This is a genomic window from Streptosporangium sp. NPDC020072, assembly GCF_040631445.1.
Lineage (GTDB): Bacteria > Actinomycetota > Actinomycetes > Streptosporangiales > Streptosporangiaceae > Streptosporangium.
On record NZ_JBEYAB010000006.1, the window covers coordinates 1 to 26,397 of the forward strand.

Sequence of the window (26,397 nt, forward strand, 5' to 3'; positions counted from 1 at the left end):
ACACTTCCCCACCCCCCCGCACTCCCTACCTGGCCCCGCGACCACGGTCGCGGGGCCCTTCTGAGCGGGAAGGCCGTCATGACGCCCTCATGGGCCCGTCATGAGGGCATCATGACGGGCCCATGAGGGCCGTCACGACGGCGCCGCGTGGTCGGCCGGGACGGGACGGCGGGACGTCAGCGCCTTACGCGCCCGGGTGGCCAGCGCGGCCAGCCCTCTGGGCTCGTAGAACAGGATGACCACGATCAGCCCGCCGTACATGATCTGCGCGACGTAGGCGGGCCCGAAGTCGGACACCGCGCCGCCCATGCCCGGGATCGCGTCGCTGTAGCGCTGCAGGAGCAGCGGCAGCGAGGACACGAACGCCGCGCCCGCGATGGCTCCCGCCACCGACGCCTGCCCGCCGATCACGACCATCGCCAGGTACTCCAGCGACAGGAACAGGTCCCAGTACTCGGGCACCACCCGCTGGAACAGCAGGGCCAGCAGCACGCCGGCGAGTCCCGCGTACACACTCGACAGGGTGAAGGCGACCGACCGGTACCACGCCACCCGCACGCCGAGCGCCGCCGCGTGCACCTCGCCGTCGCGGACCGCGGCGAACGCCCTGCCCACCCGGCTGCGCAGTACCAGCACGGCGAACACCGTGGTCAGCACCAGGATGATCAGGGTGACGTACCACCCGCGCTCGGCCTGGCGCAGCGGCACCCCGAGCAGCGAGAGCTCGGGCTCGGCGCCGAGCACCTGGAACGAGCCGACGGTCAGCTCGGGCACGTTACGCCCGTTGTAACCACCGGTGAGCGGCTCGGCGGTGAACAGCACGTGCTGGCCGATGAACACCAGCGCCAGCGACGCGACCCCCAGGTAGATGCCCTTCAGCCGGCCGGCCAGCGGGCTGAAGGCCAGCCCCGCCAGTCCTGCCAGCGCCACCGCGATCACCGCGGCGGGCAGGCTGGGCAGGCCGAGCCCCCAGGAGCCCTCCTTCGCCGGTGAGCCGAGCCAGATGTACCCGTAGGCGCCCACGGCCAGGAAGAACGAGTGCGCGAGGGAGAGCTGACCGACCCGGCCGACCAGGATCATCAGCCCGACCGCGCCGATGGCGGCGGCGAAGGCGAAGGAGCCCAGATTGAGCCAGAACCGGTCGGCGTACAGCGGGATGGCGAGCAGGACGACGCCCGCCACGACCGCGACCGGAGCCCGCCACCGGACCCCCGCGAGCGCACCGCGCCGTGTCTCCTCTGATGTGTTCGCCGGCTTAAACACGGACGGCCTCCCGTATCCCGAACAGCCCGGCGGGCCTGATCAGCAGCACCACCAGCATCAACACGTACGGCGCGGCCTCCTCGAACCCCTGGCCGAGGAACGTCAGGTACTCTCCGTACCCGCGGACCAGGACCTCGCTCAGCCCGACCAGCAGCCCTCCGGCGATGGCGCCGGTGGTGGAGTCCAGGCCGCCGATGATCGCGGCGGGCAGCGCGCGCAGCGCCACGGCCTCGACCGAGGTGTCCAGACCCGGGCTCGGATAGGCCACGATGAACAGCCCCGCGCACACGGCCAGGGCACCGGCCACGGCCCACGCCGTGGCCGAGACCCGGCCGAGCCGGATGCCCATCAGGGACGCCGTCTCCGGGTCCTCGGCGGTGGCCCGCATCGCCACGCCGAAGTCGCTGCGGTGCAGCCACAGCTGGAAGAGCACCAGCAGCAGCGCGCCGACGACCAGCGCGGCGATCCGCGCCTCGGCGACGCCGATGCCCAGGAACCGCACCACGGCGTTGCCCCACGGGTCACCGGTGGTGAGGATCTGCGAGCCGATCCGCCGGTCGGTCTCGGTCAGCAGCACCACGTCGAGGCCGATGGTCATGATGCTCGCCGCGACCACCGCGTGCGTCTTGCGGAACCTGCTGACCAGCAGGCGGTCGATCAGCACGGCCAGGACCGCGGCCGCGGCCACGCCCAGCGGGAGCGCCACCCAGAACGACAGCCCGTGCAGGGTGTACGCGCTGGCCAGCACGTACGTGCCGAACATCAGCAGGCTCGGCTGGGCGAAGTTGACCACGCTGGAGGACTTGTAGACGACGACGATGCCCAGGGCGACGAGCGCGTACACGGCACCGAGTGACGCGCCCTCCACCAGCATCGAGAGAAGTTGTGCCATGAAACCGGCTCCTAGGATGGCGGCTCGGACTCGGAACGTTCCTTTTCTGCGGCCCTGCCGAGGTAGGCGGCGATGACCGCCTCGTGCGCGGTCACCTGGTCGGGCGGCCCGGTGAGCACGACCTGACCGAAGTCGAGCACGGTGACCTGCTCGGAGATGCCCATCACCAGCCCCATGTCGTGCTCGACCAGCAGGACCGTGATCCGCTGTTCGGCGGCGATCCTGCGGATGGTGTCGCGGACGGCGATCTTCTCGTGCGTGTGCATGCCGGCCGCCGGTTCGTCGAGCAGCAGCAGCCGCGGCTCGGTGGCCAGGGCGCGTGCGATGTCCACCCGCTTGGCCTCGCCGTAGGGGAGTTCGGCCGCGGGCAGCGCGAGCAGGTGGTCGACCCCGAGGAACTCGGCGACCTCGCGTACCTTGGCCCTGGCCTCCCGCTCGGAGCGGCGGGCATGGGGAAGGCGCAGCCCGGCGCCGAACACCCCGCCCCTGCCCAGCCGGTGCCGGCCGAGCAGCAGGTTCTCCTCCACGGTCAGCCCCGCGAACATGGACGCGTTCTGGAACGCCCGGCCGACTCCCAGGCCGGTGACCCGATGCGGGGCGAGCCCGACCAGTTCGCCGCCGTCCACGAGCACGCTGCCCCGGGCGGGTTTGTAGATCCCGGACAGCACGTTGAACAGGGACGACTTGCCCGCTCCGTTCGGACCGATCACCGCGTGGATCGTGCCGGGTTCGGCGGTGAAGGTGACCCCGTCGAGCGCCGTCACCCCGGCGAACCTGATGGTGACGTCGCTGACCTGCAGGCGGGCTCCGGGTGCCGTCATGCCGTCCCTCCCTGTGCTTCGGCGGGAATCGTGGCCGCGTCCTCCTCGTCGGGCTCTCCTCCCAGGTACAGGCGGCGCACCCGGTCGTCGCCGCGCAGGCGTTCGGCCGGGCCCTCGATCGCCACCTCGCCCACGGCGAGCACGTACGCGTGGTCGGCGAGCTCCAGTGCCACCGCCGCGTTCTGCTCGACGACGAGCATCGCCGTGCCCTGCCTGTGGATCTCGCGCAGCAGGTCCACGATCCTGTCGATGATCTTGGGCGCGAGTCCCAGGGACGGCTCGTCCAGGAGCAGCAGCCGGGGCTCGGCCATCAGGGCCCGCCCGATGGCCAGCATCTGCTGCTCGCCGCCGGACAGCAGGCCCGCGGTCTGCCCCCTGCGCTCGCCGAGCACGGGGAACAGCTCGTACACCCGTTCCAGGTCGCCGGGCCGCCTGCCCTTCGGGTTGCCGTACCTGCCCGCCCGCAGGTTCTCCTCGACGGTCAGGCGGCCGAACACACGACGTCCTTCGGGGACCTGCACGATGCCGGACTTGACCCGGCGCTCGGCGCCCACACCGTCGATGCGGGCGCCGGCGAACGTGATCTCACCGCCGGTCATCCGGCCTGCCTGGCCTGCCAGCACTCCGGAGACGGCGCGCAGCAGCGTGGACTTTCCCGCGCCGTTGCTGCCGAGCACCGCCACGATGCCGCCGTGCGGGACGTCCACGCTGACGTCCCGCAGGGCGGTCACCGCGTCCCCGTAGCGGACCCCGAGGCCGCGCACCGAGAGCAGCGGATCGTCTGTGGCCCGAGCGGTCATCGCGCCTGGAACTTCGCCGTGTCCGGACCGGTGTAGCCGCTCTGGACCAGTTCCAGCCCGCCCTCGGCGCTCTTGGACGGCTTCATGACGAAGGTCTTGGTGGACGGCGAGACGCCCGGCTTGGAGAAGTCCAGCGGCACGGTGGTCTGCTGGGTGTCGTAGACGCCCTTCTGCCGGAAGGCCTTGGCCAGGCCCTCCCTGGTGAGGTCCTTGTTCTCGCACGCCTGGGTGATGGCCTGGTCCATCACGCTCGACGCCGCGTAGCCGAGCGTCACCCACAGGCTGGGCGTGATCGACTTCTCGCCGGACTTCGCGTACAGGTTCCTGACCTGCTCGGGGCCGGTGCCCTCGCCGGCGAACGGCGCGGCGGAGCTGACCACGAGCATGTTCTTCTCCATGGCCGCTCCCGCACCGGTGGTCAGCGACTCGGGGGAGAAGCCGGGGGAGGCCGCCACGATCGGCACGTCCAGGCCCTCCACGTCGGCGACGGCCACCGCGGAGGAGACCTGCCGTCCTGACGCGCTCAGGAACAGCGCCTTGACACCCTCCCCGGCCATCTGCTTGACCTGCCCGGAGAGGTCGCTGACCGTCGGGTCGATCTGCTGGCTGACCACGGAGATGCCGTTGGCCTCGGCGGCGAAGGTGGCCCCCGCCAGGCCGGGCTCGCCGTAGTCGCCCTTGAGGTGGATGTAACCGATCTTGTCGCCCTTGGCGAGCTTCTTCTGCTCGATCAGGTAGTCGACCGCGTTCACCATCTCGATGTCGTACGTGGTGCCGGGGATGATGATCGATTCGCTGTCCTTGACGCTGGGGGACCAGCCCATGGACACCGCGAGCATGCGGTCCTGCTCCAGCTTGGGCAGTACGGCGAGCGTGGTGGGCGAGCCGACGGTGATCTGCAGGGCGAGGACCTGCTGCGACAGGTCGGAGTACAGGGACACCGCCTTCTGCGGGTCGTATCCGTGGTCCCGGGTCACCAGGTTGACCTTGCGGCCGTCACAGACGCCGCCCGCGGCGTTCTTGGCGTCCCAGTAGAGTTTCACGCCCAGGTTCTGCTGCTTGTCGATCGCGGCGAACGGGCCGGTGACGTCGGTGAGCAGACCCAGGTTGATCGTGGAGCCGTCCACACCAGGCCCCGTGGGCATGCCACCGGAGGTGTCGGAACTGGTCTGCGCCTTGGTGGAACAGGCGGTCACGGTGGTGATGGCGAGAGCCGCGGCGCCCAGCGCGGCGGCCATGCGGAGCGTGTGGGATGGCATGCGTCCCCTTTCGTGCCGGTACGGGTCCGCGTCCGTCGGAAACGCGTGGCCGCAGGCAGTAGAGATCACGTTGTGGTCGATGGGGAGAGAACGGCCCGCAACCGATATTCGGTTAAACCGTTCGACTATCGTGCTGTGGCCCATCTGGTGTGTCAAGAGGGTGGCCGAACGGCAACAGGAATGATGCGGGGCGGTGAAACGGCCGTCTCACCGCCCCGGGGGAGGGGAGGTGATCAGCCGGCGGACGCGCGGATCTCGCGCACGGCCCGCAGGGCGTCGGCGGGCTCCATCCGTGTCCGGTAGTTCATCGTCACGTGCCGGGCCCGCACCACGCCGGAGGGGTCGAGCACGAACGTCGCGGGCACGGGAAGGCTCCAGCGGCCGTCGGGCTGCTGACGGGCCAGTGCCGCCGCGGTGACGTCCAGCAGATGCGGTTTGATCTCCTCGGGCAGCTCGAACCGCACCCGGTAGGCGGCCATGACCTCCTGGTCGGCGTCGGAGAGCACGTCGTAGGCCAGGTCGTGCCTCTCCTGCATCGACAGCGCGTCGTCGGGCAGCTGCGGGCTCACCGCCACCAGCCGTGCCCCCGCCTCACGGAACTCGGGCAGGGCCGCCTGGTAGGCGGCCAGCTCAAGGTTGCAGTACGGGCACCATGAACCGCGATAGAAGATCAGGACGACCGGTCCCTCGGCGAGCCGGTCGCGGAGTCGTACCTTGGCTCCCACCGCGTTGGGCAGCGTGAAGTCGGGCGCCTGCTCTCCGACCTTCACCCCGGGGACGAGGCCGGCGGCCTCGATCTCGGCGAACGCCTCGTTGATGGCGCGTTTGGCCTCCTCGGGCCGTTGGACCGATGCGGCCTTGGCCGCGAGGATCTCGTTGAGCGATTGCACCGGCGCCAACTCCTTGACCGTTATTCGGTTGCGATGTTCGTTTTTTGTGCACTTCGGTTACGTGCATCCTCGGAACCCGGTCGCGCCCCTGTCAAGACGTGAGGGTGTGCGCTAGGGTGAGCGATACCGATATATGGTGACAGTAACCGTTAATCGAACGCGGGTGAGGTGGTCAGGACATGGCTGAGCGGGAGCTGCTCACCGTTCCCATCGGGACGGCGGCCGCGGCCTCGGAGGTCTACTCGGGCGTGGCCCGGATGGCGGGAGTGCTGTGGTGCTCCCGGGTCCGCGCGAACCCCGGCCGGCGCGCCGACACCGCCGTGGTGGTGGTCCACCCCTCCTCCAACTTCCTCGGGCACTACGCGCTCGGGGCGTGGGCCGAGCGCGGGGTCGACGCGGTGGCCATGACGACCCGCTACCTCGGCAACGACTCGGTGCTGCTGCTGGAGAACTGCGTACTCGACATCGCCTCCGTCGTCGGCCACCTGCGCGCCGAGGGGTACGAGAAGGTCGTCCTCGTCGGCAACTCCGGCGGCGGCGGGCTCGTCGCCCTCTACCAGGAGCAGGCGCGCAACGCCACCATCACCTCCGCGCCCTACGGCGGCGGCCCCGACCTGACCAAGGCCCACCTGCCGCCCGCCGACGCCCTGGTCATGCTGATGGCCCACCCCGGCCGGGCCAACCTTCTCGTCGAATGGCTCGACCCCGCGGTACGCGACGAGGACGACCCCTTCGACCGCGACCCCGAACTCGACATGTTCGCCGCGCACAACGGCCCGCCGTACCGGGAGGAGTGGCTGGCCCGCTACCGCGAGGCGCAGCGGGCACGCAACGAGCGGATCACCGACGCGGTCGTCGCCCGGCTCGGCGCACTCACCGAGCGAGCCGGAGGCAGGGTCACCGACCTGCCCATCAGGATCCACGCCACCTGCGCCGACCCGCGTAACGTGGACCTGTCCATCGACCCGTCCGACCGCGCGCCGGGCACCCTGTGGGGGGAGCCCTACGAGGCGAACCTGCGGCCCACCACCCTCGGCCACCTGACCAGCCTGCGCTCATGGCTGTCGCAGTGGTCCATCCGCACCTCCAACGGCGACGGCCCCGCCCGGCTCGCCACCGTGGACGTCCCCGTGCACGTCATCTACGGCACCGCCGACCAGGCGTGCTTCCCCTCCCACGCCCGCCAGCTGTACGAGGCGGTGCCGCACGACAACAAGACACTCACCGCGGTGGAGGGCGGCCGTCACTACCTCAACGGCCAGCCCGAGCTCACCGCGGTCATGGCCGACGCCCTGATCGGCTGGATTGGAAAGGTCCTGTGAACCGTCCGACGATCGCCGACCTGAGCACGGCCTGGGTGCGCGTCCCGCTCGGCGCGGGACGCGGCGGCTCCGGCGCCACCCGGGTCGACCTGCTCCACGTCACCCTCACCGACGACGAGGGCGCCACGGGCACCGGCTTCACCTACGCGCTGACCGGCGGCGCCGAAGCCCTGTACGCCCTGCTCACCGGCCTGGTCAAGGAGATGGCCGAGGGCACCCCCCTCGACGCCTGGCCGCGCCGCTGGCACGAGATCACCGCCGCGACCCGCAGACTGGGCAGGGGCGTCGCGCTGCCCGCGCTTTCGGCCGCCGACATCGCCGTGTGGGACCTGCGCGCCCGCCGCGCCGAGCTGCCCCTCTACCGTTACATCGGCGCGCACACCGACACCGTCCCGGTGTACGGCAGCGGCCGCTCAACCCACGCGATGACGGTGGACGAGCTGATCGAGGGCTCCCGCCGGTACGTCGCCGAAGGTTACGACGCGGTGAAGCTGCGCGTGGGCGCCCGCCGCGCCGAGGAGGACGTGGCGCGGGTGCGCGCCGTACGCGAGGCGCTCGGCGACGACCTGCGGATCATGGTCGACTGCAACGAGCGGCTCGACCTGCCCACCGCGGTGTGGCTCGGCCGCCGCCTCGACGACCTCGGCGTCTACTGGATCGAGGAGCCGCTGCCCTCCGACGACCTGGCGGGGCACGCCCAGCTCGCCGCCCGTCAGGGCGTCCCCGTCGCGGTCGGCGAGCACCTGCACGGCCGGCACGAGTTCGCGAACTACCTGCGCGAGGGCGCCGCGTCCGTGCTCCAGCCCGACGTGCCGCTGTGCGGGGGCGTCACCGAATGGCTGCGGATCAGCGCGGTGGCCGAGGTGTTCGGCGCCGTGCTCACCCCCCACTTCCTGCCGGAGCTGCACATCAACCTGGCGGCGGCCGTACCCAACTGCGCCTACGTCGAGCACTTCCCGCTGATCGACGAGGTGCTCGCCGAGACCCTGCCGGTCAGCGGTGGTGTGGCGGCTCCGCCGGACCGTCCCGGCCACGGGATGTTGTGGGACGGCGCCGCGCTGGACCGCCTCCGGCACGCCTGACGAACCACCACGACAAGAAGGAGCACACCGTGTCCAAGCCATTCGCCTCCACCGGCGACACCGAGGAGAAGCCCGAGATCCTGGAGGTCCTCGCCGACGGCGTGTACGCCCTGACCACGGGCGGCGACCCGAACGTGGGCGCCATCGAGGGCGAGGACTTCCTGGTCTGTTTCGAGGCCCGTGCCACCCCCGTGATGGCCAGGCGCTGGCTCGCGCAGCTGCGTCAGCACACCGACAAGCCGGTCAGGTACCTGGTCCTGTCGCACTACCACGCGGTACGCGTGCTCGGTGCCGCCGGGTTCGACGCGCAGGAGATCATCACGCACACCGAGACCAGGCGGCTCATCGTCGAGCGCGGCAAGGAGGACTGGGACGTCGAGTTCGGCCGGATGCCGAGGCTGTTCGCCGGTCACGAGACCATCCCCGGCCTGACCTGGCCGACCCTCACCTTCGACGACCACATGTCGATCGAACTGGGCGGCGATCGCGGCACCGTCGAACTGGCCTGGGCGGGCAACGCGCACACCTCCGGTGACATCTACGCCTACGTGCCCAAGTCGAAGGTCCTTTTCGCGGGTGACCTGGTGGAGAACGGCTCGGCCGTCTACACCGGCGACGCCTACCACCGGGAGTGGATGACCACCACGCTCGACCGGGTCAAGGCGCTCGACGTGGAGATCCTGGTGGGCGGACGCGGCGAGATCGCCCATGACCGTGCCGCCTCCCAGCGTGCCGTCGAGCTGACCCGTGACTTCCTCAGCACGCTGATGACCGCCGTGGAGAAGGTCAAGGAGGGTGGCGGCACGGTCGAACAGGCGTACGTGGCGGCCCGCGAGGCCCTGCTGCCCGTATACGGCGGCATGCCGGTCTTCGAGCACGCCATGGTCTTCGACACCTGGCGCGCCTGGGAGGAGCTCGACGGACAGGCCCCCGGCATCTGGACCCCGGAGCGTGACCGCCAGGTCTGGGACCGCCTCACGGGCTGAGCGCCGCCCGGCCGGTCGGACTCCGGCACCCCGCCCGGTCACGACCTGGGACGTGGCCCGTGAGGGTGCCGGTACGCCCGGTCTCAGGAGACGGCGGTCCGCCGCGGACCGCCGTCTGAAGAAGCACACCGCGTGGCCGGGTTCCGGAGGTTTCAGGAGGCGACGGCGGGTAGGGGCGGAACCGGTTGAGGCGATCAAGAAAGCCGATCGCCGGGTGTCCGCCAGGGCCCGTTCCTGAGACCGAGGAGACGAACATGCCCCAGAACGTCATCGAGCTGATCATGGCCGACCACCGCGACGTCGAGACGATCTTCGAGAGGCTGAGGAGCCAGCCGGAGAACCGGCCCGCCCTGGTGGCGGAGCTGGCCGCGAAGTTCGTCGCGCACGCCCGAGCCGAGGAGACCCGGGTCTACCCCGAACTGGCCAAGGCAGATCCCGGTGAGCGCGGCGAGGTCCGCCACGGGATCGGGGAACACCACGAGGCCGAGGAACTCCTGGCCGCCCTCATGGAGGCCGACCCCGACCGGCCGGAGTTCACGACCGCGCTGGAGCGGCTGGTCAAGGCGGTCGAGCACCACGTCGAGGAGGAGGAGAGCGACATCCTCCCCGCCATGGCCAAGGCCCTCTCCGCCGACAGGCTGGCCGCGATGGGCCGGGCCTTCAGCCAGGCCAAGGCCGAGGAACTCGCCAAGCCGCCCAGGCCGAAGGGCCGCACCAAGGAGGAACTGGTCGAACAGGCCAGGAAGAAGGGCGTCGAGGGCTACGGCTCCATGACCAAGGACGAACTGCTCGCCGCCCTCGGAGGCTGAGGCGTCGGCGAACGGTCCGTGCCCCCTACGGCTTCCCGACGGCCGCGGGCCGTACGGCGCGCGGACGTCCTCGTGGGTCCGGTCCCGGGAGGCCGCCTCAGGGGGTGAGCTGGAGGAAGTGGGAGAGCACGAGCCCGGCGGCGCCGAGGAGGGTGGAGTCGTCGTGCAGGGCGGAGAACGCGATCTGCGGCTGGCTGCCCGGATGGGCGGCGGTGCGCTGACGTACCTGCCGCTCGATCTTGCCGCGCAGCGCCTCGCCGCCCGCGACCACGTCGCCGTGCAGGATGAACAGGCCGGGGGCGAGGATCTGCTGGATGTTCGTGATACCGACGGCGAGGTTGTCGACGTACCGGTCGAACAGCTGCGCCGCCCCGGGGTGGCCCTTGGCGGCGAGGCGGGTCAGCGGCCCGACCGTCAACGTGGGCGCCGAGGGCAGATTGAGCCGGGCCGCCTCCTCGCGTAACCAGCGGTGTGTGGCGATGGTCTCCCAGCAGCCGCGCTGACCGCAGTGGCAGGGGAGGCCGTCGACCTGCACGATGCTGTGCCCGATCTCGCCGCCCGCGCCGCCGGGCCCGCGGTGTACCGAACCGTTCAGCACCAGTCCCACGCCGAGCGCCTCTCCGGCGTAGAGCGAGGCGAAGGTGGACAGGCCGCGTCCCTGCCCGAACCAGCGGTCACCGAGAGCCTGGACGCGCGGGTGCAGGTCGACGTAGACGGGCAGGCCGGTGCGGTCGGCGATGAGCGGGCCGAGCGGCAGGCCCGCCAGACCGGGAGCCAGGTTGACCTGCACGATGGTGCCGCTGTCGGTGTTGACCATGCCGCCGACCGCGATGCCCACGCCGAGGGCGGCCGGCCGGTTCGGGGCGAACAGTTCCTCCAGCGCGTCGGCGACCGCGCCGACGACCAGGCCGGTGTCGTGGGTGTCCGCCGGATACTCGCGTCTCGCCGTGGTCAGGATCGTGCCGCCCGCGCTGACGAGCGCGGTCTCGACGTGTCCGGGCAGCAGGTGGACGGCGGCGATGGGCGGGCTGTTGGGAGAGAACCACAGCGGGCGCGACGGTTTGCCGCCGGCCGCGCTGCTGGGCTGGGGGTCGCCCTCGGCCAGCATCTCGCTGTCGATCATCGGCTGCACGATGGAGCCGATCGTCGCCCGGCTGACCTCGGTGAGCCGCGCCAGGTCGGCGCGGGACAGCGGGCCGACGTCGTAGAGCGCCTGCAGTACCCGGGCGCGGTTCACCTGGCTGACCGTGTTCGGGGAGATCAGTGGTGAGTAAGGCCGGGGCGGCGGAGCAGGTGTCTCCGGGCGCGTCCAATCCGACGGCACGCTACAGCCCCTCTCGATCCAGACGGAATACCCAATGCGGCGCGCCCAGGCAGGGCGTGGTCGTGCGTGATCTTTCCCCCGCCTCAATATACGGCTCGCGCCGGTGACCGTTGTGACGCGTGATCGCTGACATGTGCTCCTCCTCCGGGCGCGGGTTCAGCCGACGAGCGGGAAGGATCGGGACAGCACCAGACCGGCTGCGCCGAGCAGGGTGGTGCGGTCATGAGCGGGGCCGAAGGTGATCTGCGGTCCGGCCGCCGACCGCGCGGGAAGGCGGCTGCGTGCCTGCCGCTCGACGCGGCCGCGCAGCGCCTCGCCACCGGCGGTCACGTCGCCGTGCAGGATGAACAGGCCCGGGGCGAGGATCTGCTGCAGGTTCACCACACCGAGGGCGATGTTGTGGGCGTACCGCTCGAACAACTCCCTGGCGTCGGCGTCGCCCGCGGCCGACAGGCCGGCCAGCAGCGCCGTGGTCATCGCCCGCGCGGCCGGTAGGCGCAGCCGGGCGGCCTCTTCACGCAGCCAGTCGCGTGTGGCGACGGTCTCCCAGCAGCCGCGCTGGCCGCATCGGCAGGTTCGTCCACGGATGTCCACGACGGTGTGCCCGACCTCGCCGCCGGCCCCGGCGGGTCCGCAGTGGATGGCGCCGTTGAGGAACAGGCCCGCGCCGATCGCCTCACCGATGTAGATGGAGGCGAAGGACTGTTCGCCTCGGCCTGGACCGGACCAGCGGTCGCCTATGGCCTGGGCCCGGGGGTGCAGATCGAGGTGGACCGGCAGGCCGATCCGCTCGGAGACCAGAGGACCGAGCGGAAGGCCGGAGAGCTCCGGCATCAGGTTGCAGGCGACGATGGTTCCGCTGGTCGACTCGACGATGCCGCCGACCGCGATGCCCACGCCGAGGGCCCGGGCCGTGCTCCCCGCGAGGACCGCGTTGAGCTGGTCGACCACGCAGTCGACCACCGTGGCGGCGGGGGCGGTGGCCCGGAAGCGCCCGCTGGCGACGGCCAGGATCCCGCCGTCCGCCCTCACCAGCGCGGCCTCCACCCAGCCGGGCACCAGGTGCACCGCGGCCAGGGGCGGGCTGTCCGGAGCGAACCACAGCGGACGGGCAGGCTTGCCGCCGGGGGCGGCGCCGCGTTGTGGTTCGCCCTCCACGAGCAGCCCTCCCTCAAGGAGGGGCTGCACGATCGATCCGATGGTGGCCCGGCTGACTCCGGTCAACCGGGCCAGATCGGCCCGGGACAGCGGACCGAGGTCGTGAAGCGCCTGCAGTACCCGGCCCTGGTTGACGCGCCCGGCCTTGACCGCGGTCATCAGGACGGTCGGCTGCCCGAACCGGGGGGTCTCGCTAGGTGGCCACACCGCACTACCGCTCTCACTAGGTATGTACGGGATTCTGACATACCGGTTCGGGTGAGGGCGACATGGATCCGTAACTCAAACGATCTACCTGATGTGTTGACACCTAAACCATCTAATACGGCAGACCGAAACCTATTGACAGGGGTGGGTATGTAGTTACCCTTAACTAACCTCGCGACTCTGATCCACCCCCGGCGAGGTAGAGCTTCAAGCAGGAAACGGTGTGACATGAGAGTAAGGCGCAGGGCTCAGCTGTTCTCGCTGGTGAGTGCGTGCACGGTGCTGGCAGCCACGGGTTGTGCGGCGGGTGGCCCCTCCGCCTCGGGGGCCGCCCTCGACCAGGCGAGCTGCGACAAGATCACGAGTGGGGCGGCGGCCGGCGCCGGCGCGTCGCCGAAGCGGCCGGGCGGAGACGGCCGGAGCCTCCACGTCCAGCAGGCCTCGCTCAGAACCGGGCTGCCCAAGACCGCGGCGAGCGGCAAGACCATCAACTTCGTCGGCGGCGCCTACACCGGGACCACCGAGGCGTACTGGAAGGACCTCGCGGGCAAGTTCGAGGCGGCCAACCCGGGATACAAGGTCAACATCCGGATCATCGACTGGAACAACATCGACCAGCAGGTCAGCACGATGATCCAGACCAAGCAGTATCCGGACGTCCTCAACCAGAACAAGTTCTCCGGATGGGCCGCGAACGGACTGCTCCAGCCGATCGACTCACTGGTCTCCCCGGAGGTCGGGAACGACTTCATCCCGTCGTTCAAGGAGAACAGCTTCTACAAGGGCAGCCAGTACGGCCTGCCTCTGATCGCCAGCACCCGCGCGCTGTTCTACAACAAGGACATCTTCGCCAAGGCCGGGATCGACAAGCCCCCGGCCACCTGGGCCGAGTTGGTGGTCGCGGCGCAGAAGATCAAGGCGGCCGGGTACACCGGGTACGGCCTGCCACTGGGCGGCGAGGAGAACCAGGGCGAGTGGTCCCTGTGGATGTGGTCCAACGGCGGCGACTGGAAGTCGAACGACCAGTGGAGCGTCAGCAGCGATCGGAACGTCGAGAGCCTGAACTTCCTCAGCTGCCTCGCCAACGTCTACCAGGTGACACAGCCGAACCCGGGTCAGACGAACCGCACCGACGGGGTCTTCCGGCCGTTCGCCAACGGCCAGACGGGCATGATCATGGGTGCGAGCTTCGCCCCCAGCCTGTTCAAGCAGTGGAACTCCACCGTCGACTACGGCATCGCCCCCATCCCGGTGAACAAGGGCACCAAGCCGTTCACCCTGGGGGTGCAGGACTATCTGGTGTCGTTCAAGAACCCGGGCAACACGGAGGCCGTGTCGAAGTTCCTGAACTTCTTCTACCAGACCGACAACTACGTGCGCTTCCTGACGAGCCAGGGCTTCCTGCCGACCACAAAGACGGCGTCCGCCGCCCTGAAGGACGAGCCCGATTTCGCGCCGTACCTGGATCTGCTGCCGATCGCGAAGTTCTACCCGTCGACCGACCCCGGTTTCCCGAAGGCGCAGGGCACCCTTGAGGCGCAGCTCGGCACCGCGCTGACCCCCGGTGCGGACACCAAGTCGGTTCTGGACCAGGTCCAGACCGCGGCGACGCAGGGCAACGGCGGCTGAGCCGTGACACCGAGGATGCGGCACCGCACATGGCGGTCGCTGGCCTGGATCTCGCCGAGCGTTCTGCTCATCATCGCGGTGATCACGCTGCCCGCACTGCGCATGGTGTGGACGTCGCTGCAGCTCACCGACGAGACCGGGGTGAGCCACGGGTTCGCCGGGCTGGCCAACTACCGCCGCCTGCTCGCCGAACCGGCGCTGGTCAACGTCCTGAGCAACACGGTGGTGTGGGTGCTGCTCGTGGTCGGCGTGTCCATCGTCGCCGCGCTCGGCCTGGCACAGCTGCTGAACAAGCGGTTCTTCGGGCGGCGCCTGGTGCGCTGGGCGCTGATCGTGCCGTGGGCGACCTCGCTGGTGATGACCTCGACGGTGTGGCGGTACATGCTCGAAGGCGGCAACGGGATCGTCAACCGGTTCCTGATGGACCTCGGCGTGATCAGCGCGCCGATCGGCTGGTACCAGGATCCCCGGTACGCCTTCTGGTCGGTGGTCGGGGTGGGAATCGTGGTGACCATCCCGTTCACCACCTATGTTCTGCTGGCCGGGTTGCAGGCGATCGATCCGCAGGTGTACGAGGCCGGAAAGCTGGACGGCGCGGGGCCGTGGAAGACATACCGATACATCACCCTGCCGCTGCTCCGCCCGGCCCTGGTGATCGCCACGATCCTGGTCACCATCTACGTGTTCAACTCGTTCCCGGTGATCTGGGTCATCACCGGGAGCAACCCGGGGAACTTCTCGGACATCACCCTCACCTGGGCGTACAAGATCGCTTTCCGGCAGCAGCTGAACACCGGAGAGGGAGCCGCGCTTTCGGTGTTCAACGTCCTGATACTCATCGTCGTGGTGCTGCTGTACCTGCGTGCGGTCAACGGTGACAAGGAACGGCAGACGTGGCTGGGCCGCGCCTGGGCGGCGCTGACCGAACGGCTGGGCCGGCGATGGAGCCGGCGGCCTCCGGCGGGCCCCGTCCCGGTGGTGGCCTCCGGCCGGGCGGACCGGGGGGTGTGGCGGCGGGTGCGCCCGGTGGCGCTGCCGCTTGCCGGGCTGGTCGTCGCGGCGTTCTTCCTGGCCCCGTACGCGGTGATGTTCCTGGCCTCGTTCAAGGACGGCGCCGACCTCTACGCGGTGCCCGCCACCTACCTGCCGCAGCACTGGGAGTGGAGCAACTGGGTGAAGGTGTGGGACGTGCTGCCGCTCACCATGTTGCTGCGCAACAGCCTGATCATCGCGGCCGCCTCGACCGCGCTGGTCATGGTGATCGCGGTGCCGGCCGCGTACTACACCGCTCGCAACCGGTTCACCGGCAGGACCGGTTTCCTGAACCTTGTGCTGATCACGCAGGTCCTCGCCCCGGTCGCCCTGGTCGTCGGCATCTACCAGGAGGTCGTCTACGTCGACGGGGTCAACCAGTACTGGGCGATCGTCGTGGTCAACGCGGCGTTCAACCTCGCCTTCGTCACCTGGATCATGAACGGCCAGTTCGCCGGCGTCGACTTCGCGATCGAGGAGGCGGCCATGATGGAGGGGCTCGGGCCGATGCGCCGGATGCTGCGCATCATGCTGCCGGTGGTGCGCCCGGGGCTGGTGACCGCGCTGGTCTTCACCTTCATCCAGGTGTGGAACGAGTTCGTCATCTCGCTGACCGTCTTCAACGACCCGACCCATGAGCGGGTCACCCTGCCGGTCGGCATCCAGCAACTGGTCGGCCTCAACCAGACCAACTACCAATACCTCTTCGTCGCCTCGCTGATAGCGACGGTGCCCGTCGTGGTGCTGTTCATCACCGTCGAGCGGCATCTGGTGGGAGGACTGACCGCGGGGAGCGTCAAATGATCGAACTGACCGCCGGGGCCGCCGCCGTCCGGATGGACCCCGAAGACGGCGGCCGCCTGACCTCCCTGCGAGTGGGCGGCGCGGAGCTGCTGGGCGCCGGTGGCGCGGGCCCCGCCGGCCTGGACCGGATCATGTACGGCAGTTTCCTGATGGCGCCGTTCGTCGGCCGGTTGGAAGGGGCCCGGTTCACCTTCGCCGGGCGGGAGTGGACGGTACCGGCGAACCTCGCCCCGCACGCCCTGCACGGTCTCGTCTTCGACCGCCCCTGGACCGTCGACGGCACCGCGACCCTCGGCGCGGCCGTCGGCGCGGCCATCGGCATCGAGCTGGACGGGCGATGGCCGTTCGGCGGCGCCGTACGGCAGGAGTTCGAGCTGACGCCGGACGCGCTGACGGTACGCGCCACGGTGACCAACGAACGCCGCGCCATGCCGGCGATCGTCGGTTTCCACCCGTGGTTCGCGCGCAGGATCGACGGCGGGCCGGAGCTCGCCTACCGCTTCGAACCCGGTCTGCGCTATGTCTGTGACGAGGACGGCATCCCGCGGCATCTGTCCGCCTCCACCGGTCCGCGGCCGTGGGACGACTCCTTCACCGCCGTCGCGAGCCCGCCGGTCCTTCGCTGGCCCACGCTTGACCTGACCGTCGCCAGTGCGGCCGGTCACTGGATCGTCTGTGAGACCAAAGCCGACGCCGTCTGCGTCGAACCACTGTCCGGGCCGGTCAACGGCCTGAACACCAACCACTACCAGATCGTCGAGCCCGGAGCACCGTTGCGTTTCTCGATGACGCTGCACTGGGCCGCACGACAGCCAACCGACAGGAAGACGACATGACCGTCTTGGATTCGTTCTCGTTGCAGGGCAAGGTGGCCGTGGTCACCGGAGCCAGCCGTGGCATCGGCCGAGCCCTGGCCCAGGCACTGGGTGAGGCGGGGGCGGCGGTCGCGGTGACCGCCCGCACCGTCGAGGCCGCCGAGCGAGCGGCCGGTGAGCTTCAGGCGTCCGGGATCACCGCGTTGCCCGTCGGCCTTGAGGTGACCGATCCGGTCCAGGTCGATCGGATGGTCGAGCTGGTCGGCGAGCGGCTCGGCCCGATCGACGTACTGGTCAACAACGCCGGCATCAGCATCGGCCGGGCGGCCCTGGACACCCCCGACGAGCTCTGGCGCGAGGTGCTGGCCACCAACCTGGACGGGGTCTGGTACTGCAGCAAGGCGGTCGGCGCGCGGATGGCCGAGCGGGGCGGCGGGAGCATCGTCAACATCGGCTCCATGTCGGCCATGATCGTCAACCGGCCCCGGTGGCAGCCCGCGTATCTGGCCTCCAAGGCGGCGGTGCACCAGCTGACCAAGGCCCTGGCCGCCGAGTGGGCACCGTACGGGATACGGGTCAACGCGCTCGCCCCCGGTTACATCCTCACCGAGGCGTCCCCCGTGGACCAGCCGGAGTACCGCGAGTGGTGCGTCGAGCCCGCCGCGATGAAGCGGTACGGCCTGCCTGAGGAACTCGGCCCGGCGGTGGTCTTCCTGGCAGGCCAGGCCTCCAGCTTCATGACGGGCTCGGTGGTGGTGATCGACGGCGGATTCACCCTCTTCTAGGAGCGGCGGAGGCTTTCCAGGAGCGGCGGAGGCGAGCGGACAACGAGAGGCATGGCGCAGGCGGCGCCGGGGACGCGGATCCGGGAGCCACGGGCGCCGCGTACGCCCCCGGCGGCGCGGCGTCACCGCGACGGAAGACGCAGGGCGAACGTCGTGCGGACGCCCGGCACGCTGGCGACCGTGGCCGTGCCGCCGTGCGCCTCGGCCAGGTTGCGCACGATGGCCAGTCCGAGCCCGCTGCCGCCGGTCTGGCGGTTACGGGACTTCTCCGCCCGCCAGAACCGGTCGAAGACATGGGGGAGGTGCTCGGCGCCGATCCCGATCCCCGTGTCGGTCACCTCGACGACGACCTGGTCGCCGTCCTGACGGGCGCCCAGCGTGATGTGCCCGCCGCGTGGGGTGTAGCGCAGGGAGTTGGTCACCAGGTTGCCGACGGCCTGGCGGAGCCGTACCGGATCCGCCGTCAGCGGGGGGTCGCCGGTGACCGTCGTGGTCAGCGTGAGCCCGGCGGCCTCGGCCCGGCCACGGTGGGCGGTGGCCACCTGGTCGAGAAGGTCGCCGAGGTGGACGGGTTCGACGTGCAGACGGAGTTTGCCCGCGTCGGCGAGGGCGAGCTCCTGGAGGTCGTCGACGATGTGCTGCAACAGCAGGGTCTCCTCGACCAGTGAGGCGATCAGCGCGGGGTCCAGCTCGGCGACGCCGTCCTGGGCGGCCTCCAGCCAGCCTCTGAGGTTGCTCAGCGGTGTGCGCAACTCGTGGGAGACGTCGCTGACCATGGCCTTGCGCTGCTCCTCCATGCGCTGGAGGTGTTCCGACATCTCGTTGAACGCCGTGGCGAGCTCGCTGATCTCGCCGGTGGTCCTGACCGTGACGCGGGCGGAGCTGTCCCCGTCGCGCATCCGCTGCGCGGCGTGGGTGAGCGCGTTGACCGGTCTGACCAGGCGTCTGGCAGCCATGACGCTCACGCCCACGGTCAGCACGAGCACGAGGAGGGCGGCACCGGCGATCGAGGGCAGCGGGATGCGCTGGCCGGAGCCCTCGGCGGGGGAGCCGATGTACAGGTACGCCGCGGGGGCGACGTAGGGATCGAGCTGTTGCCTGCGGGCGGTGACGACGCAGGAGGAGATCGTCTGGTCGGGTTCGGCGGCCGGCTGTCTCTCCTGGGAGACCCAGGTGAGGTCGAGGCCGACCGAGCCCTTTTCCCCGCTCTTGCCCTTGAGACACCTGCCGACCAGGAGGTTGAGCTGTTTCAGCGCGGCCTTCTCGCTGCGCGTCGGCCTGCTGAGGGCGGTGGCGTCGCAGGGGCCCATCACGGTGGGGGCCTCGGTCGGGGCCGGTCTCGGCGCCGGGGTCGGCTCCCGACCGCCCCCCTGGCCGAGCGGCGTGACGACGGGCCTGCCGGAGTTCGAGACGTCCACCCGTACGGCCTGCCCGGTGCGGCCCGCGCAGGCGGCGTAGGCGTCGGCGGCCTTCCTCAGCCGGGCGCGATCACGGGCCGACAGCAGGAAAGGACCCACCGCGCGTGGATCGATACGGTCCCCGGCCGCCCCCGGGACCAGGGTCACGTCCACGGCCAGCGGGTCGACGACGGCCGACACCCTGGTGGGCAGCGGGGTCCCGGTGGCCGCCGAGTCCGCGATGAGGGTGCCGTTCTCGGCGACCAGCGCGATGCGGCGGCCGTTCCCGGCGGCGAGGTCGCGCACGGTCGAGGCGACGCCCGACCAGTCCGAGTGACGGGAGGCGTAACCGAGCAGGCTGTTGTTGATCCGGGCGTCGCTGGCCAGCGTCTGGCCCTGTTCCTGCCGGATGGCCCCGGAGGTGCTGTTGGCGGCCAGCCACGCGGTCGCCGTGATCGAGCAGACCGCGACGACGGCCGAACTCGTGAGCAGCCTGGCGAACAACGACCTCATACGCGGGTCAGTTTGTAGCCGACGCCGTACACGGTCAGCAGCCGGACCGGGCGGCGCGGATCAGGCTCGATCTTCTTGCGCAGGTTCATCACGTGCACGTCGACCGTGCGTTCGGTGATGAACCCGTCGAAGCCGTGGACGCGCTCAAGCAGCTGCTTCCTGGTGAACACCCGCTCCGGCTCGGCGGCCAGCGTCTCGATGATCCGGAACTCGACGGGTGTGCAGTCCACCGGCGTGTCCGCCGAGGTGACGACGTGCCTGACCGGGTCCACGAGGAGGTCGCCCGCCTGGAACACCTGCCGGTCGGCGCCGTGGGACCTCCCGGTGCGGCGCAGCAGGGTCCGCACGCGGGCCATCAGCTCACGCGGGCTGTACGGCTTGGCGACGTAGTCGTCGGCGCCGAGGTCGAGTCCCAGCAGCAGGTCGTCCTCGGTCGACCTGGCGGTCAGCATCAGGATCGGCAGGTCGGACTCGGCACGCAGCACCCGGCAGACGTCCAGCCCGTCGACCTTCGGCATCATCACGTCGAGCACCACGAGGCCGGGATCCGTCCGCCGTGCCTCGTCGATGGCGGAACGACCGTCGTGCACGACGAGGACCTCGTGGCCCTCCTGCTCCAGATACCGGCTGAGCAGTTCGGCCTGCTTGGGGTCGTCCTCGGCGACCAGCACGTACGCGCACATGGGCTGAGGTTATGCCCCTGCCGGGGGTGCATATGGGATTCGCATGACAACCAAACAGGTTTCACACATTCTCTCGCCAAGCTGCGGCAGGTGAGAAACAACCTGCTTCGCACGGCCGCCGCGGCGGCACTCGCCTTCCTGCTGACCGGCTGCGCGGGCGACACGAGCAGCGCCGTACGGCCGGAAACGGCGGGCGGAGTGAACCGTGCCACACGGTCCGAGCCGATGGGCGACGTGAGCCGTGCCACACGGCCCGGACCGGCGGGCGGCGTCAGCTCGAAGATCGCGAGCGTCAGGGGATCCCGGATCACGGTCTACGGAGCCAAGGAGGGGGCGCGGAAGAGGACGATCACGAGCCCCAACGACTACGGCGCGACGCGTGTCTTCCTGGTGGAACGTGACGAGGGCGAGTGGCTCCAGGTACTGCTGCCGATCCGGCCGAACGGCAGCAAGGGCTGGATCAGGGCCGCCGACGTGACGCTCGCGGAGACCGCCCACCGGGTGGAGATCGATCGCGGGACGTTCAGGTTCACGGTCTACGACGGGGACAGGGCCGTCAGGACGGGCAGGGTCGCGACGGGCGAAGCGGGCACACCGACGCCGCCGGGCCGGTACTTCCTCACCGAACTGGTGAGGCCCGTCGACCAGGACGGGGCCTACGGCGCCTACGCCTTCGGGCTGAGCGGCTTCTCACCGGTGCTGAGGAGCTTCGCGGGCGGCCCGGGGCAGCTCGCGATCCACGGGACGAACAAGCCTTCGGCCATCGGCACGCGGGCCAGTCACGGCTGCGTCCGGGTCAGCGACGACGACATCACCTGGATGGCGAAGAACCTGGCGATCGGTACTCCGGTCGTCGTACGGGGCTGAGGCCCGACTCGAAATGAACAGGGGAAACCTATGAAGATCAAAGCCATGCTCGTCGGCATCAGCGCGGCGCTGGCCCTGACCGCGGGTCTCGGGGGCCTCGCGGGCACGGCCGCGGCCGACCAGAAGCCGTCCGTCACGTCCGCCCCGGCACCGGCCGAGGACCGGCCCACGGCGGCTCCGGTGCCCGCCGACGGACGGCCCTCGGTCAAGAAGGCCGGCCCGCAGGAGCCCGTCGTCGTCAGGCCGTCCTACACCGGCTGACCGAAGCGCGGCGCCGCGGCCACCGGGCCGGCGGCGCCGCGCCCCGGCGTCCGCGGGTCCCGCCGCTGACCCGGCGGCGCCGCCGTACCCTCCCCGGCAGGCCCGGCGCGGGCCCTCGCCGTCCGGTCATGCCCCGCCGGCATGCAACTTTTCTCCAGGAATGCGCGTCTCACCCTTATGGGATTGTTGTTTCGCGGCACCGCTGCAGTCGTCGCCCTCTTCGTCGCCGCGGAGTCGGCCGCCGCCCACGCCGTGGCGCCGGCCGGACAGTGGAGTGTCGTCCACGACGACCGCCGCGCCTCCTACGACGCGGTGACGGTGACGCCGGGCGGGGCGGTCTGGGTCGCCGGGACGAGGGGCTCGGAGCAGCTCCTGCTGAAGGGCGGCCGGTCCGCCTTCAAACGTGTCACCGGGCCGGGCTTCCGGGTGAAGCGGCTGGCGTCGGCCTCCGACACCAGGGTCTGGGCGTTCGGCGCGTCGCGATACGCCCGGTGGGACGGCAGGCGCTGGCAGGTCAGGCCATGGAGCCACGGCCGGGTGGACCGGGCCTACTCCATCGGGGAGAACCTGTGGGTCGTCGAGAACGCCAACGTGTTCCCGAAGGCCGGCGCCGCCGGGTGGAAGGCGCGGTCCACACTGCGGCGCCTGGCCGGGTCGGTGTGGCGTAAGGTCCCCACGCCGATCGTGGTCAAGGGACTCGACGGCTCGTGGGCGGCGGGCTCGGCGCGGGGCACGGCGGCTCTGGCCCACTGGACCGGTAAGACCTGGCGCGCGGTCGAGCTTCCTGCGCTCCCGTCCGCGCGTCCGGGCCAGATCTCGGAGCTGACGGATGTCGCGATGGACGGCGAGACCGGCCGGGTGATGGCCGTCGGCTGGGCCGCCTGGCCGTGCGGCGGTGCGAAGTTCTGCGGGGAGACCCTGCTGCTGTCCGGCTATCCGGGCAGCTGGAACTTCGAGGTCCGTGGCGAACCGGGTATCCAGCCGCGCGCCCAGGCGGAGCCCGACGGCAGAGGCGGGGCCTGGGTTGTCTACGACGACAAGGGCGGAGGCAGCGCGTTCCTGCACATCGGCGTCGACGGCGTCGAGCCGGGCGTCTTCCCGGCGCCGCCGAACCGGAACGCGTCCGTCCGCGACCTCGCGATCCAACTGGAGAGCGGCGGTTCCGGCTGGGCGGTCGGCGCGGCGCCCTCCGGCCGTGACGGCCTGATCTGGGCCTACCGCCGCTGAGCTTCTCGTACCGGCCGATGGCCCGGAGGGGACTCCGGGCCATCGGTCACCTCGCCGACTCCGCCGCGAGCAGGGCCGCCCCGAGCTGTACGGCGACCAGCGCGCGGATCGGAATCGGGGTGGCCGTCGCGTCGGCTTCGGCCTCGGTGAACCAGGCGTCGAAGAGCGCCTTCACGCGGGCGCGCTCGGCCCGGATGGCAGGGGTCACGTTTCCCGCGGCGATCTCGGCGTCCAGCAGGCGCAGGCATGTTCCGCCGTACCTCAGCCGCATGCTGTGCGCGACCTGCCGGTTGCCGACCACCTCGGCCACCGTGGCGGGCCGGTCCGCGCCGGGCAAGGAGTCCCACTCGGAGAGGAAGTCGTCGTAGGTGTCGAGGAAGTCCTGCAGGGCGCGGCGGAACGGTGAGTGCACCGTCAGGTCCGCCCTGACCGCCGACATGGACCGCGCCAGCTCGGTGATCAGTGCGCGCTGCGCGGTGAGACCGGCCTGGATCGTCTCGCCGTACCTCTGGCCGGCCGGGGTCTCGTCGGCGACGCGAGGGTCGGCCCAGTAGGGCAGCTCGGTCACCAGGTGCAGGGCGCCGAAGCGTTCGGCGTAGTCGACGCTTCCGCCGCCGATGCCGTAGACCGGCCCCAGCTCGGCGCCTCTGGGGGTCCGGTAGGCGGCGGGGCCGATCGGGACGGCACTCGGCACCTCGGGCGGCCCCATGTGCAGGGGCAGTCCCTGGGCGGTCGCGATGGCGGTCAGGCGGGCGGCGAGCGCGGGGTCGTCCTTGCTGAGGTAGTAGAACGCGCCCTGGAGCTCACCGTTGTGCAGGGAGTAGACGAAGGTGGGCCTGACCTCGTCCATCAGCCGCATCAGCGCCTCGGTCTCGGGCAGCGTGCGGTCGAAGAAGTAGTCCTCGCCGGTCAGCGGGAAGGTCCACTCGACCTGGTCGGCCTCGGCGGGGCGGTAGAAGTGCTCGGCGTAGGCGCGGCGGTCGCTCGGCCGGGTGTACCAGCCCTCGTTGAGCCGGGCCCCGTCGGGGTCGACGCACGGGATGAGGTGCCAGCGGTAGCCGAGGCCCTCGCGCAGTGAGGCGTCCTCGACGAGCTGGCGCAGCAGGTTGCTGACGGTGAGCGAGCCGATGGGCTCGTTGGGGTGGGGGCCGCCGATGATCACGGCATCGTGGGGGCCGGAGCCGACGGTCGCCACACGCAGCGGTTCACCCAGGCGGGAGGTGCCGATGCGGCGCAGCCGTACCAGGTCGGGGTGGGCGGCGGCGAGCTCGTCGAGTTCGGCGTGCATCCGGTCCACGGTCGGGAACGCGGTGTAGTCGGGCACCCGGCTCATGTACAGGTCGACGTTCATCTTCGGCCTCCTGATAATCTGGATTATTCTAGTAAACCAGATTATTGTTTGCCGGACAGCAGACGAGGAGAGGTCGACGCCATGCGGCTGACCAGGGCGGAGAGCAAGGCGGCAAACAGGCGCGCGCTGATCGACGCGGCGCGTGAGGTCGTCGGGAAGGAGGGCTCACAGGCGAAGCTGGAGCACATCGCCGAGCTGGCCGGCCTGACGACGGGGGCGGTCTACTCGCTGTTCGGCGGCAAGAACGACCTGATGGTCGCCATGGTCGAGGACTACACCGGCCCGCTCGACCTGCGGCAGATCGAGGCCTGCGGCCCGGGGCTGTCACTGGAGGAGGTCGTGGCGGAGGTCGCCCGCCGGTTCCAGCGGATGTCGGCCGATCCGGACGCCGTGGGAAAGCTGCTGTTCGAGACGCGCGTGCTCGACCTCGTGCTCAACGATCCGGAGCTGCTGGGCAAACTCAACGCCTCGATCAGGTCGACCGAGGTCGGCCTCGCCGCGCTGTTCACCGGCCGCGGGCACGACGGGGCACCTGTCACGGAGAAGCAGGCCGTGCGCCTGGCCCGTGCGCTCAAGGGCCTGCTGTCCGGGCTCGGGCAGAGCGTCGTGCTCGGTGTCCACGAAGGCTCCGAGGAGTTCTTCGTCGACGTCGCGCACGCCCTGATCACGCCGAAGGTGCTCGGGCCCGCCTAGCCGGGCCGCGGGTCGGGGAGCGCGCGGCCGTACACCAACCCCCCCCACCCGAAAGGCACGAGCATGTCCCGATCCGGCTTTGGCATCATCGGCGCGCCGGTGTTGTTCATCGGCGTCTTCCAGTTGCTGGAGATGATGCTGTCGCCGGCCCTCCCGCTCATCCAGCGGGAGCTGGCCGCCTCACCCACCGAGATCGCGTGGATCTTCACGGGCGGGCTGATCAGCTCGGCGATCAGCACCCCGATCGTCGGCCGCCTGGCCGACACCTACGACAAACGCGCCCTGCTGCTCACCCTGATGGCGGTCACCGGTGCCGGAGCCCTCATCTCCGCGCTGGCGCCCAACGCGCTCGTGCTGATCTGCGGCCAGGCGGTGCAGGGCGTCTGGCTCGGCGTGCTGCCGCTGACCGTCGGCCTGTTCCGCGACACCCTCGCACCCGAGCAGGGCGCCACCGGCAACGGCCTGGTCATCGGCGTCGGAGCCCTGGCCAGCGCGCTCGGCCTCGTCCTCGCCGGGCCGCTCACCTCGGCACTGGGCTACCGGTGGCTGTTCCTGCTGACCCTGGCCGGTGCGCTGGTGGCGGTGCTGTGGGCCTGGCGTACGGTACCCGCCACACCCCGCGCGGCCTCCGGGGGCGTCGACTGGGCGGGCGGGTTGCTGCTCGGCGGCGGGCTCGCCCTGCTCATGCTGGGCCTCACCACCTCCGCGAGCTGGGGCTGGGCGGCCCCCGCCACCATTGCCCTGCTCGCGGCCGCGGTGCTGACGCTGGGCCTGTGGGCGGCCGTCGAGCTCCGCTCCGGCGACCCGCTCGTGGATCTGAGGCTGCTGGCCGGGCGTTCCCCGGCCGGGGTGACCGCGATGGGGTTCGTGTTCGGCTTCTCCTCCTTCGGGCTGGCGGTCGCGCTGCCGATGATGTTGTCGCTGCCCGTGGAGACCGGCTACGGCCTGGGCGCCGACACCCTGCGGATCGGTCTGTACATGTTCCCGCTGGGCGTCGCGGGCACCCTGGTCGCGCCGCTGGTCGGGCCGATGACCAGGTTGCTCGGGCGGCGCGCCGTGCTGGTGCTCGGAAGCGGGCTCGTCCCGGCGGGCACCGCCATGCTCGCCTTCTGGCACGCCTCCCCGTGGCAGATCGTGGCCGGGGTGACGGTCGTGGGACTGGGCGTCTCCATCGGTCTCACCTCCGCGCTCAACGTCGTGGCCGCCGACGTGCCCGCCGACCGGGCGGCCGGGGTCAGCGGCGTGGTCTTCGTCGCCAAGAGCGTCGGCGGCACCTTCGGGGCGCAGCTCGGCGGCATGGTGCTGGCGTCAGGCGCCGTCGCGGGGGTCCCCGCGGAGAGCGGCTTCCTCAAGACCTACCTGCTCTCCGCGGTGCTCGGCCTGCTCGCCGTCGGCGCGGCCCTGGTGATCCCCGCCGCCGCGCGGCACACCCGGGACGGCCACCCGGATCCGGGTCCGACGGCGAAGGCCGCCGCCCCCCGGGGATGAGAACCTCGCAACGGCCGCCTGCGGGCTGACGAAGACGAA

The 26,397-nt window shown here is 70.8% G+C and carries 24 protein-coding genes; 13 read left to right on the plus strand and 11 right to left on the minus strand.

The window, feature by feature from the left end; translation table 11 throughout:
• Positions 1–132: 132 nt before the first annotated feature.
• From ABZ470_RS15020 to ABZ470_RS15045, 6 genes are all read right to left on the minus strand, one after another.
• Positions 133–1,182, minus strand: a complete 1,050-nt coding sequence (locus ABZ470_RS15020) for a branched-chain amino acid ABC transporter permease (protein WP_362776130.1) — start codon at positions 1,180–1,182, stop codon at positions 133–135.
• A gap of 73 nt (positions 1,183–1,255) precedes the next feature.
• The gene (locus ABZ470_RS15025) at positions 1,256–2,155 is read right to left on the minus strand and encodes a branched-chain amino acid ABC transporter permease (protein ID WP_352011918.1); all 900 of its coding nucleotides are present in this window, start codon (positions 2,153–2,155) and stop codon (positions 1,256–1,258) included.
• An 11-nt stretch (positions 2,156–2,166) separates the two neighbouring features.
• Positions 2,167–2,976 carry an ABC transporter ATP-binding protein gene (locus ABZ470_RS15030; RefSeq protein ID WP_362911699.1) on the minus strand — a complete coding sequence of 270 codons (810 nt, stop codon included), beginning with the start codon at positions 2,974–2,976 and terminating at the stop codon, positions 2,167–2,169.
• Entirely contained in the window at positions 2,973–3,776 is an 804-nt protein-coding gene (locus ABZ470_RS15035; protein ID WP_352011920.1) for an ABC transporter ATP-binding protein, read from the minus strand. The genes ABZ470_RS15030 and ABZ470_RS15035 overlap by 4 nt, the downstream gene beginning before the upstream one ends.
• Positions 3,773–5,035, minus strand: a complete 1,263-nt coding sequence (locus ABZ470_RS15040; protein WP_362911700.1) for an ABC transporter substrate-binding protein — start codon at positions 5,033–5,035, stop codon at positions 3,773–3,775. The genes ABZ470_RS15035 and ABZ470_RS15040 overlap by 4 nt, the downstream gene beginning before the upstream one ends.
• Positions 5,036–5,268: 233 nt before the next feature.
• Positions 5,269–5,925 (minus strand): peroxiredoxin-like family protein, encoded by a 657-nt coding sequence (locus ABZ470_RS15045; protein ID WP_352011922.1) that lies wholly within the window; start codon positions 5,923–5,925, stop codon positions 5,269–5,271.
• Between the two features lie 179 nt (positions 5,926–6,104).
• Between ABZ470_RS15045 and ABZ470_RS15050 the strand changes: the two genes are divergently transcribed.
• From ABZ470_RS15050 to ABZ470_RS15065, 4 genes are all read left to right on the plus strand, one after another.
• Positions 6,105–7,247 carry an alpha/beta fold hydrolase gene (locus ABZ470_RS15050; RefSeq protein WP_362911701.1) on the plus strand — a complete coding sequence of 381 codons (1,143 nt, stop codon included), beginning with the start codon at positions 6,105–6,107 and terminating at the stop codon, positions 7,245–7,247.
• Entirely contained in the window at positions 7,244–8,329 is a 1,086-nt protein-coding gene (locus ABZ470_RS15055; protein WP_352011924.1) for a mandelate racemase/muconate lactonizing enzyme family protein, read from the plus strand. Before ABZ470_RS15050 ends, ABZ470_RS15055 begins: the two co-directional genes overlap by 4 nt.
• 29 nt (positions 8,330–8,358) lie before the next feature.
• A complete protein-coding gene (locus tag ABZ470_RS15060) occupies positions 8,359–9,315 on the plus strand; it encodes an MBL fold metallo-hydrolase (RefSeq protein WP_352011925.1) in 957 nt (318 codons plus the stop codon).
• A 254-nt stretch (positions 9,316–9,569) separates the two neighbouring features.
• Complete coding sequence (locus ABZ470_RS15065; RefSeq protein WP_362911702.1) at positions 9,570–10,124, plus strand: hemerythrin domain-containing protein; 555 nt, start codon at positions 9,570–9,572, stop codon at positions 10,122–10,124.
• Positions 10,125–10,221: 97 nt separating this feature from the next.
• On the opposite strand, the gene ABZ470_RS15070 is transcribed toward ABZ470_RS15065, so the two are convergent.
• Both ABZ470_RS15070 and ABZ470_RS15075 read right to left on the minus strand, forming a co-directional pair.
• Complete coding sequence (locus ABZ470_RS15070) at positions 10,222–11,361, minus strand: ROK family protein (protein WP_352011927.1); 1,140 nt, start codon at positions 11,359–11,361, stop codon at positions 10,222–10,224.
• A gap of 243 nt (positions 11,362–11,604) precedes the next feature.
• Positions 11,605–12,765: an ROK family transcriptional regulator gene (locus ABZ470_RS15075; RefSeq protein ID WP_352011928.1), complete on the minus strand. Its 1,161-nt coding sequence runs from the start codon at positions 12,763–12,765 to the stop codon at positions 11,605–11,607.
• Positions 12,766–13,041: 276 nt separating this feature from the next.
• Between ABZ470_RS15075 and ABZ470_RS15080 the strand changes: the two genes are divergently transcribed.
• Genes ABZ470_RS15080 through ABZ470_RS15095 form a run of 4 tightly spaced genes read left to right on the plus strand, consistent with a single transcriptional unit; the run spans position 13,042 to position 17,878 of the window.
• Positions 13,042–14,442: an extracellular solute-binding protein gene (locus ABZ470_RS15080; protein WP_362911703.1), complete on the plus strand. Its 1,401-nt coding sequence runs from the start codon at positions 13,042–13,044 to the stop codon at positions 14,440–14,442.
• Positions 14,443–14,457: 15 nt separating this feature from the next.
• Positions 14,458–16,278 (plus strand): ABC transporter permease subunit, encoded by a 1,821-nt coding sequence (locus tag ABZ470_RS15085; RefSeq protein ID WP_362911704.1) that lies wholly within the window; start codon positions 14,458–14,460, stop codon positions 16,276–16,278.
• Positions 16,275–17,114 (plus strand): hypothetical protein, encoded by an 840-nt coding sequence (locus ABZ470_RS15090; protein WP_362911705.1) that lies wholly within the window; start codon positions 16,275–16,277, stop codon positions 17,112–17,114. The genes ABZ470_RS15085 and ABZ470_RS15090 overlap by 4 nt, the downstream gene beginning before the upstream one ends.
• Positions 17,111–17,878: a 3-oxoacyl-ACP reductase family protein gene (locus ABZ470_RS15095; protein ID WP_352011932.1), complete on the plus strand. Its 768-nt coding sequence runs from the start codon at positions 17,111–17,113 to the stop codon at positions 17,876–17,878. Before ABZ470_RS15090 ends, ABZ470_RS15095 begins: the two co-directional genes overlap by 4 nt.
• Before the next feature lie 122 nt (positions 17,879–18,000).
• Here the strand turns inward: ABZ470_RS15095 and ABZ470_RS15100 are convergent, their stop codons facing one another.
• Both ABZ470_RS15100 and ABZ470_RS15105 read right to left on the minus strand, forming a co-directional pair.
• Positions 18,001–19,788, minus strand: coding sequence for an ATP-binding protein (locus ABZ470_RS15100; RefSeq protein WP_362911706.1), 1,788 nt, complete (start codon positions 19,786–19,788; stop codon positions 18,001–18,003).
• Positions 19,785–20,471: a response regulator transcription factor gene (locus ABZ470_RS15105; RefSeq protein ID WP_362911707.1), complete on the minus strand. Its 687-nt coding sequence runs from the start codon at positions 20,469–20,471 to the stop codon at positions 19,785–19,787. Before ABZ470_RS15105 ends, ABZ470_RS15100 begins: the two co-directional genes overlap by 4 nt.
• Before the next feature lie 90 nt (positions 20,472–20,561).
• Here ABZ470_RS15105 and ABZ470_RS15110 point away from each other — a divergent pair, with 90 nt between their 5' ends.
• The 3 genes from ABZ470_RS15110 (at position 20,562) to ABZ470_RS15120 (ending at position 22,826) form a co-directional block, all read left to right on the plus strand.
• Positions 20,562–21,338, plus strand: a complete 777-nt coding sequence (locus ABZ470_RS15110; protein WP_362911708.1) for a L,D-transpeptidase — start codon at positions 20,562–20,564, stop codon at positions 21,336–21,338.
• Between the two features lie 30 nt (positions 21,339–21,368).
• The gene (locus ABZ470_RS15115; RefSeq protein WP_362911709.1) at positions 21,369–21,599 is read left to right on the plus strand and encodes a hypothetical protein; all 231 of its coding nucleotides are present in this window, start codon (positions 21,369–21,371) and stop codon (positions 21,597–21,599) included.
• 183 nt (positions 21,600–21,782) lie between these two features.
• Positions 21,783–22,826, plus strand: coding sequence for a hypothetical protein (locus ABZ470_RS15120; RefSeq protein WP_362911710.1), 1,044 nt, complete (start codon positions 21,783–21,785; stop codon positions 22,824–22,826).
• Positions 22,827–22,872: 46 nt separating this feature from the next.
• Here the strand turns inward: ABZ470_RS15120 and ABZ470_RS15125 are convergent, their stop codons facing one another.
• A complete protein-coding gene (locus ABZ470_RS15125; protein WP_362911711.1) occupies positions 22,873–24,177 on the minus strand; it encodes a M14 family zinc carboxypeptidase in 1,305 nt (434 codons plus the stop codon).
• 81 nt (positions 24,178–24,258) lie between these two features.
• Between ABZ470_RS15125 and ABZ470_RS15130 the strand changes: the two genes are divergently transcribed.
• Positions 24,259–24,870, plus strand: coding sequence for a TetR/AcrR family transcriptional regulator (locus ABZ470_RS15130; RefSeq protein ID WP_362911712.1), 612 nt, complete (start codon positions 24,259–24,261; stop codon positions 24,868–24,870).
• Between the two features lie 63 nt (positions 24,871–24,933).
• Entirely contained in the window at positions 24,934–26,358 is a 1,425-nt protein-coding gene (locus ABZ470_RS15135) for an MFS transporter (protein ID WP_362911713.1), read from the plus strand.
• Positions 26,359–26,397 lie beyond the last annotated feature (39 nt).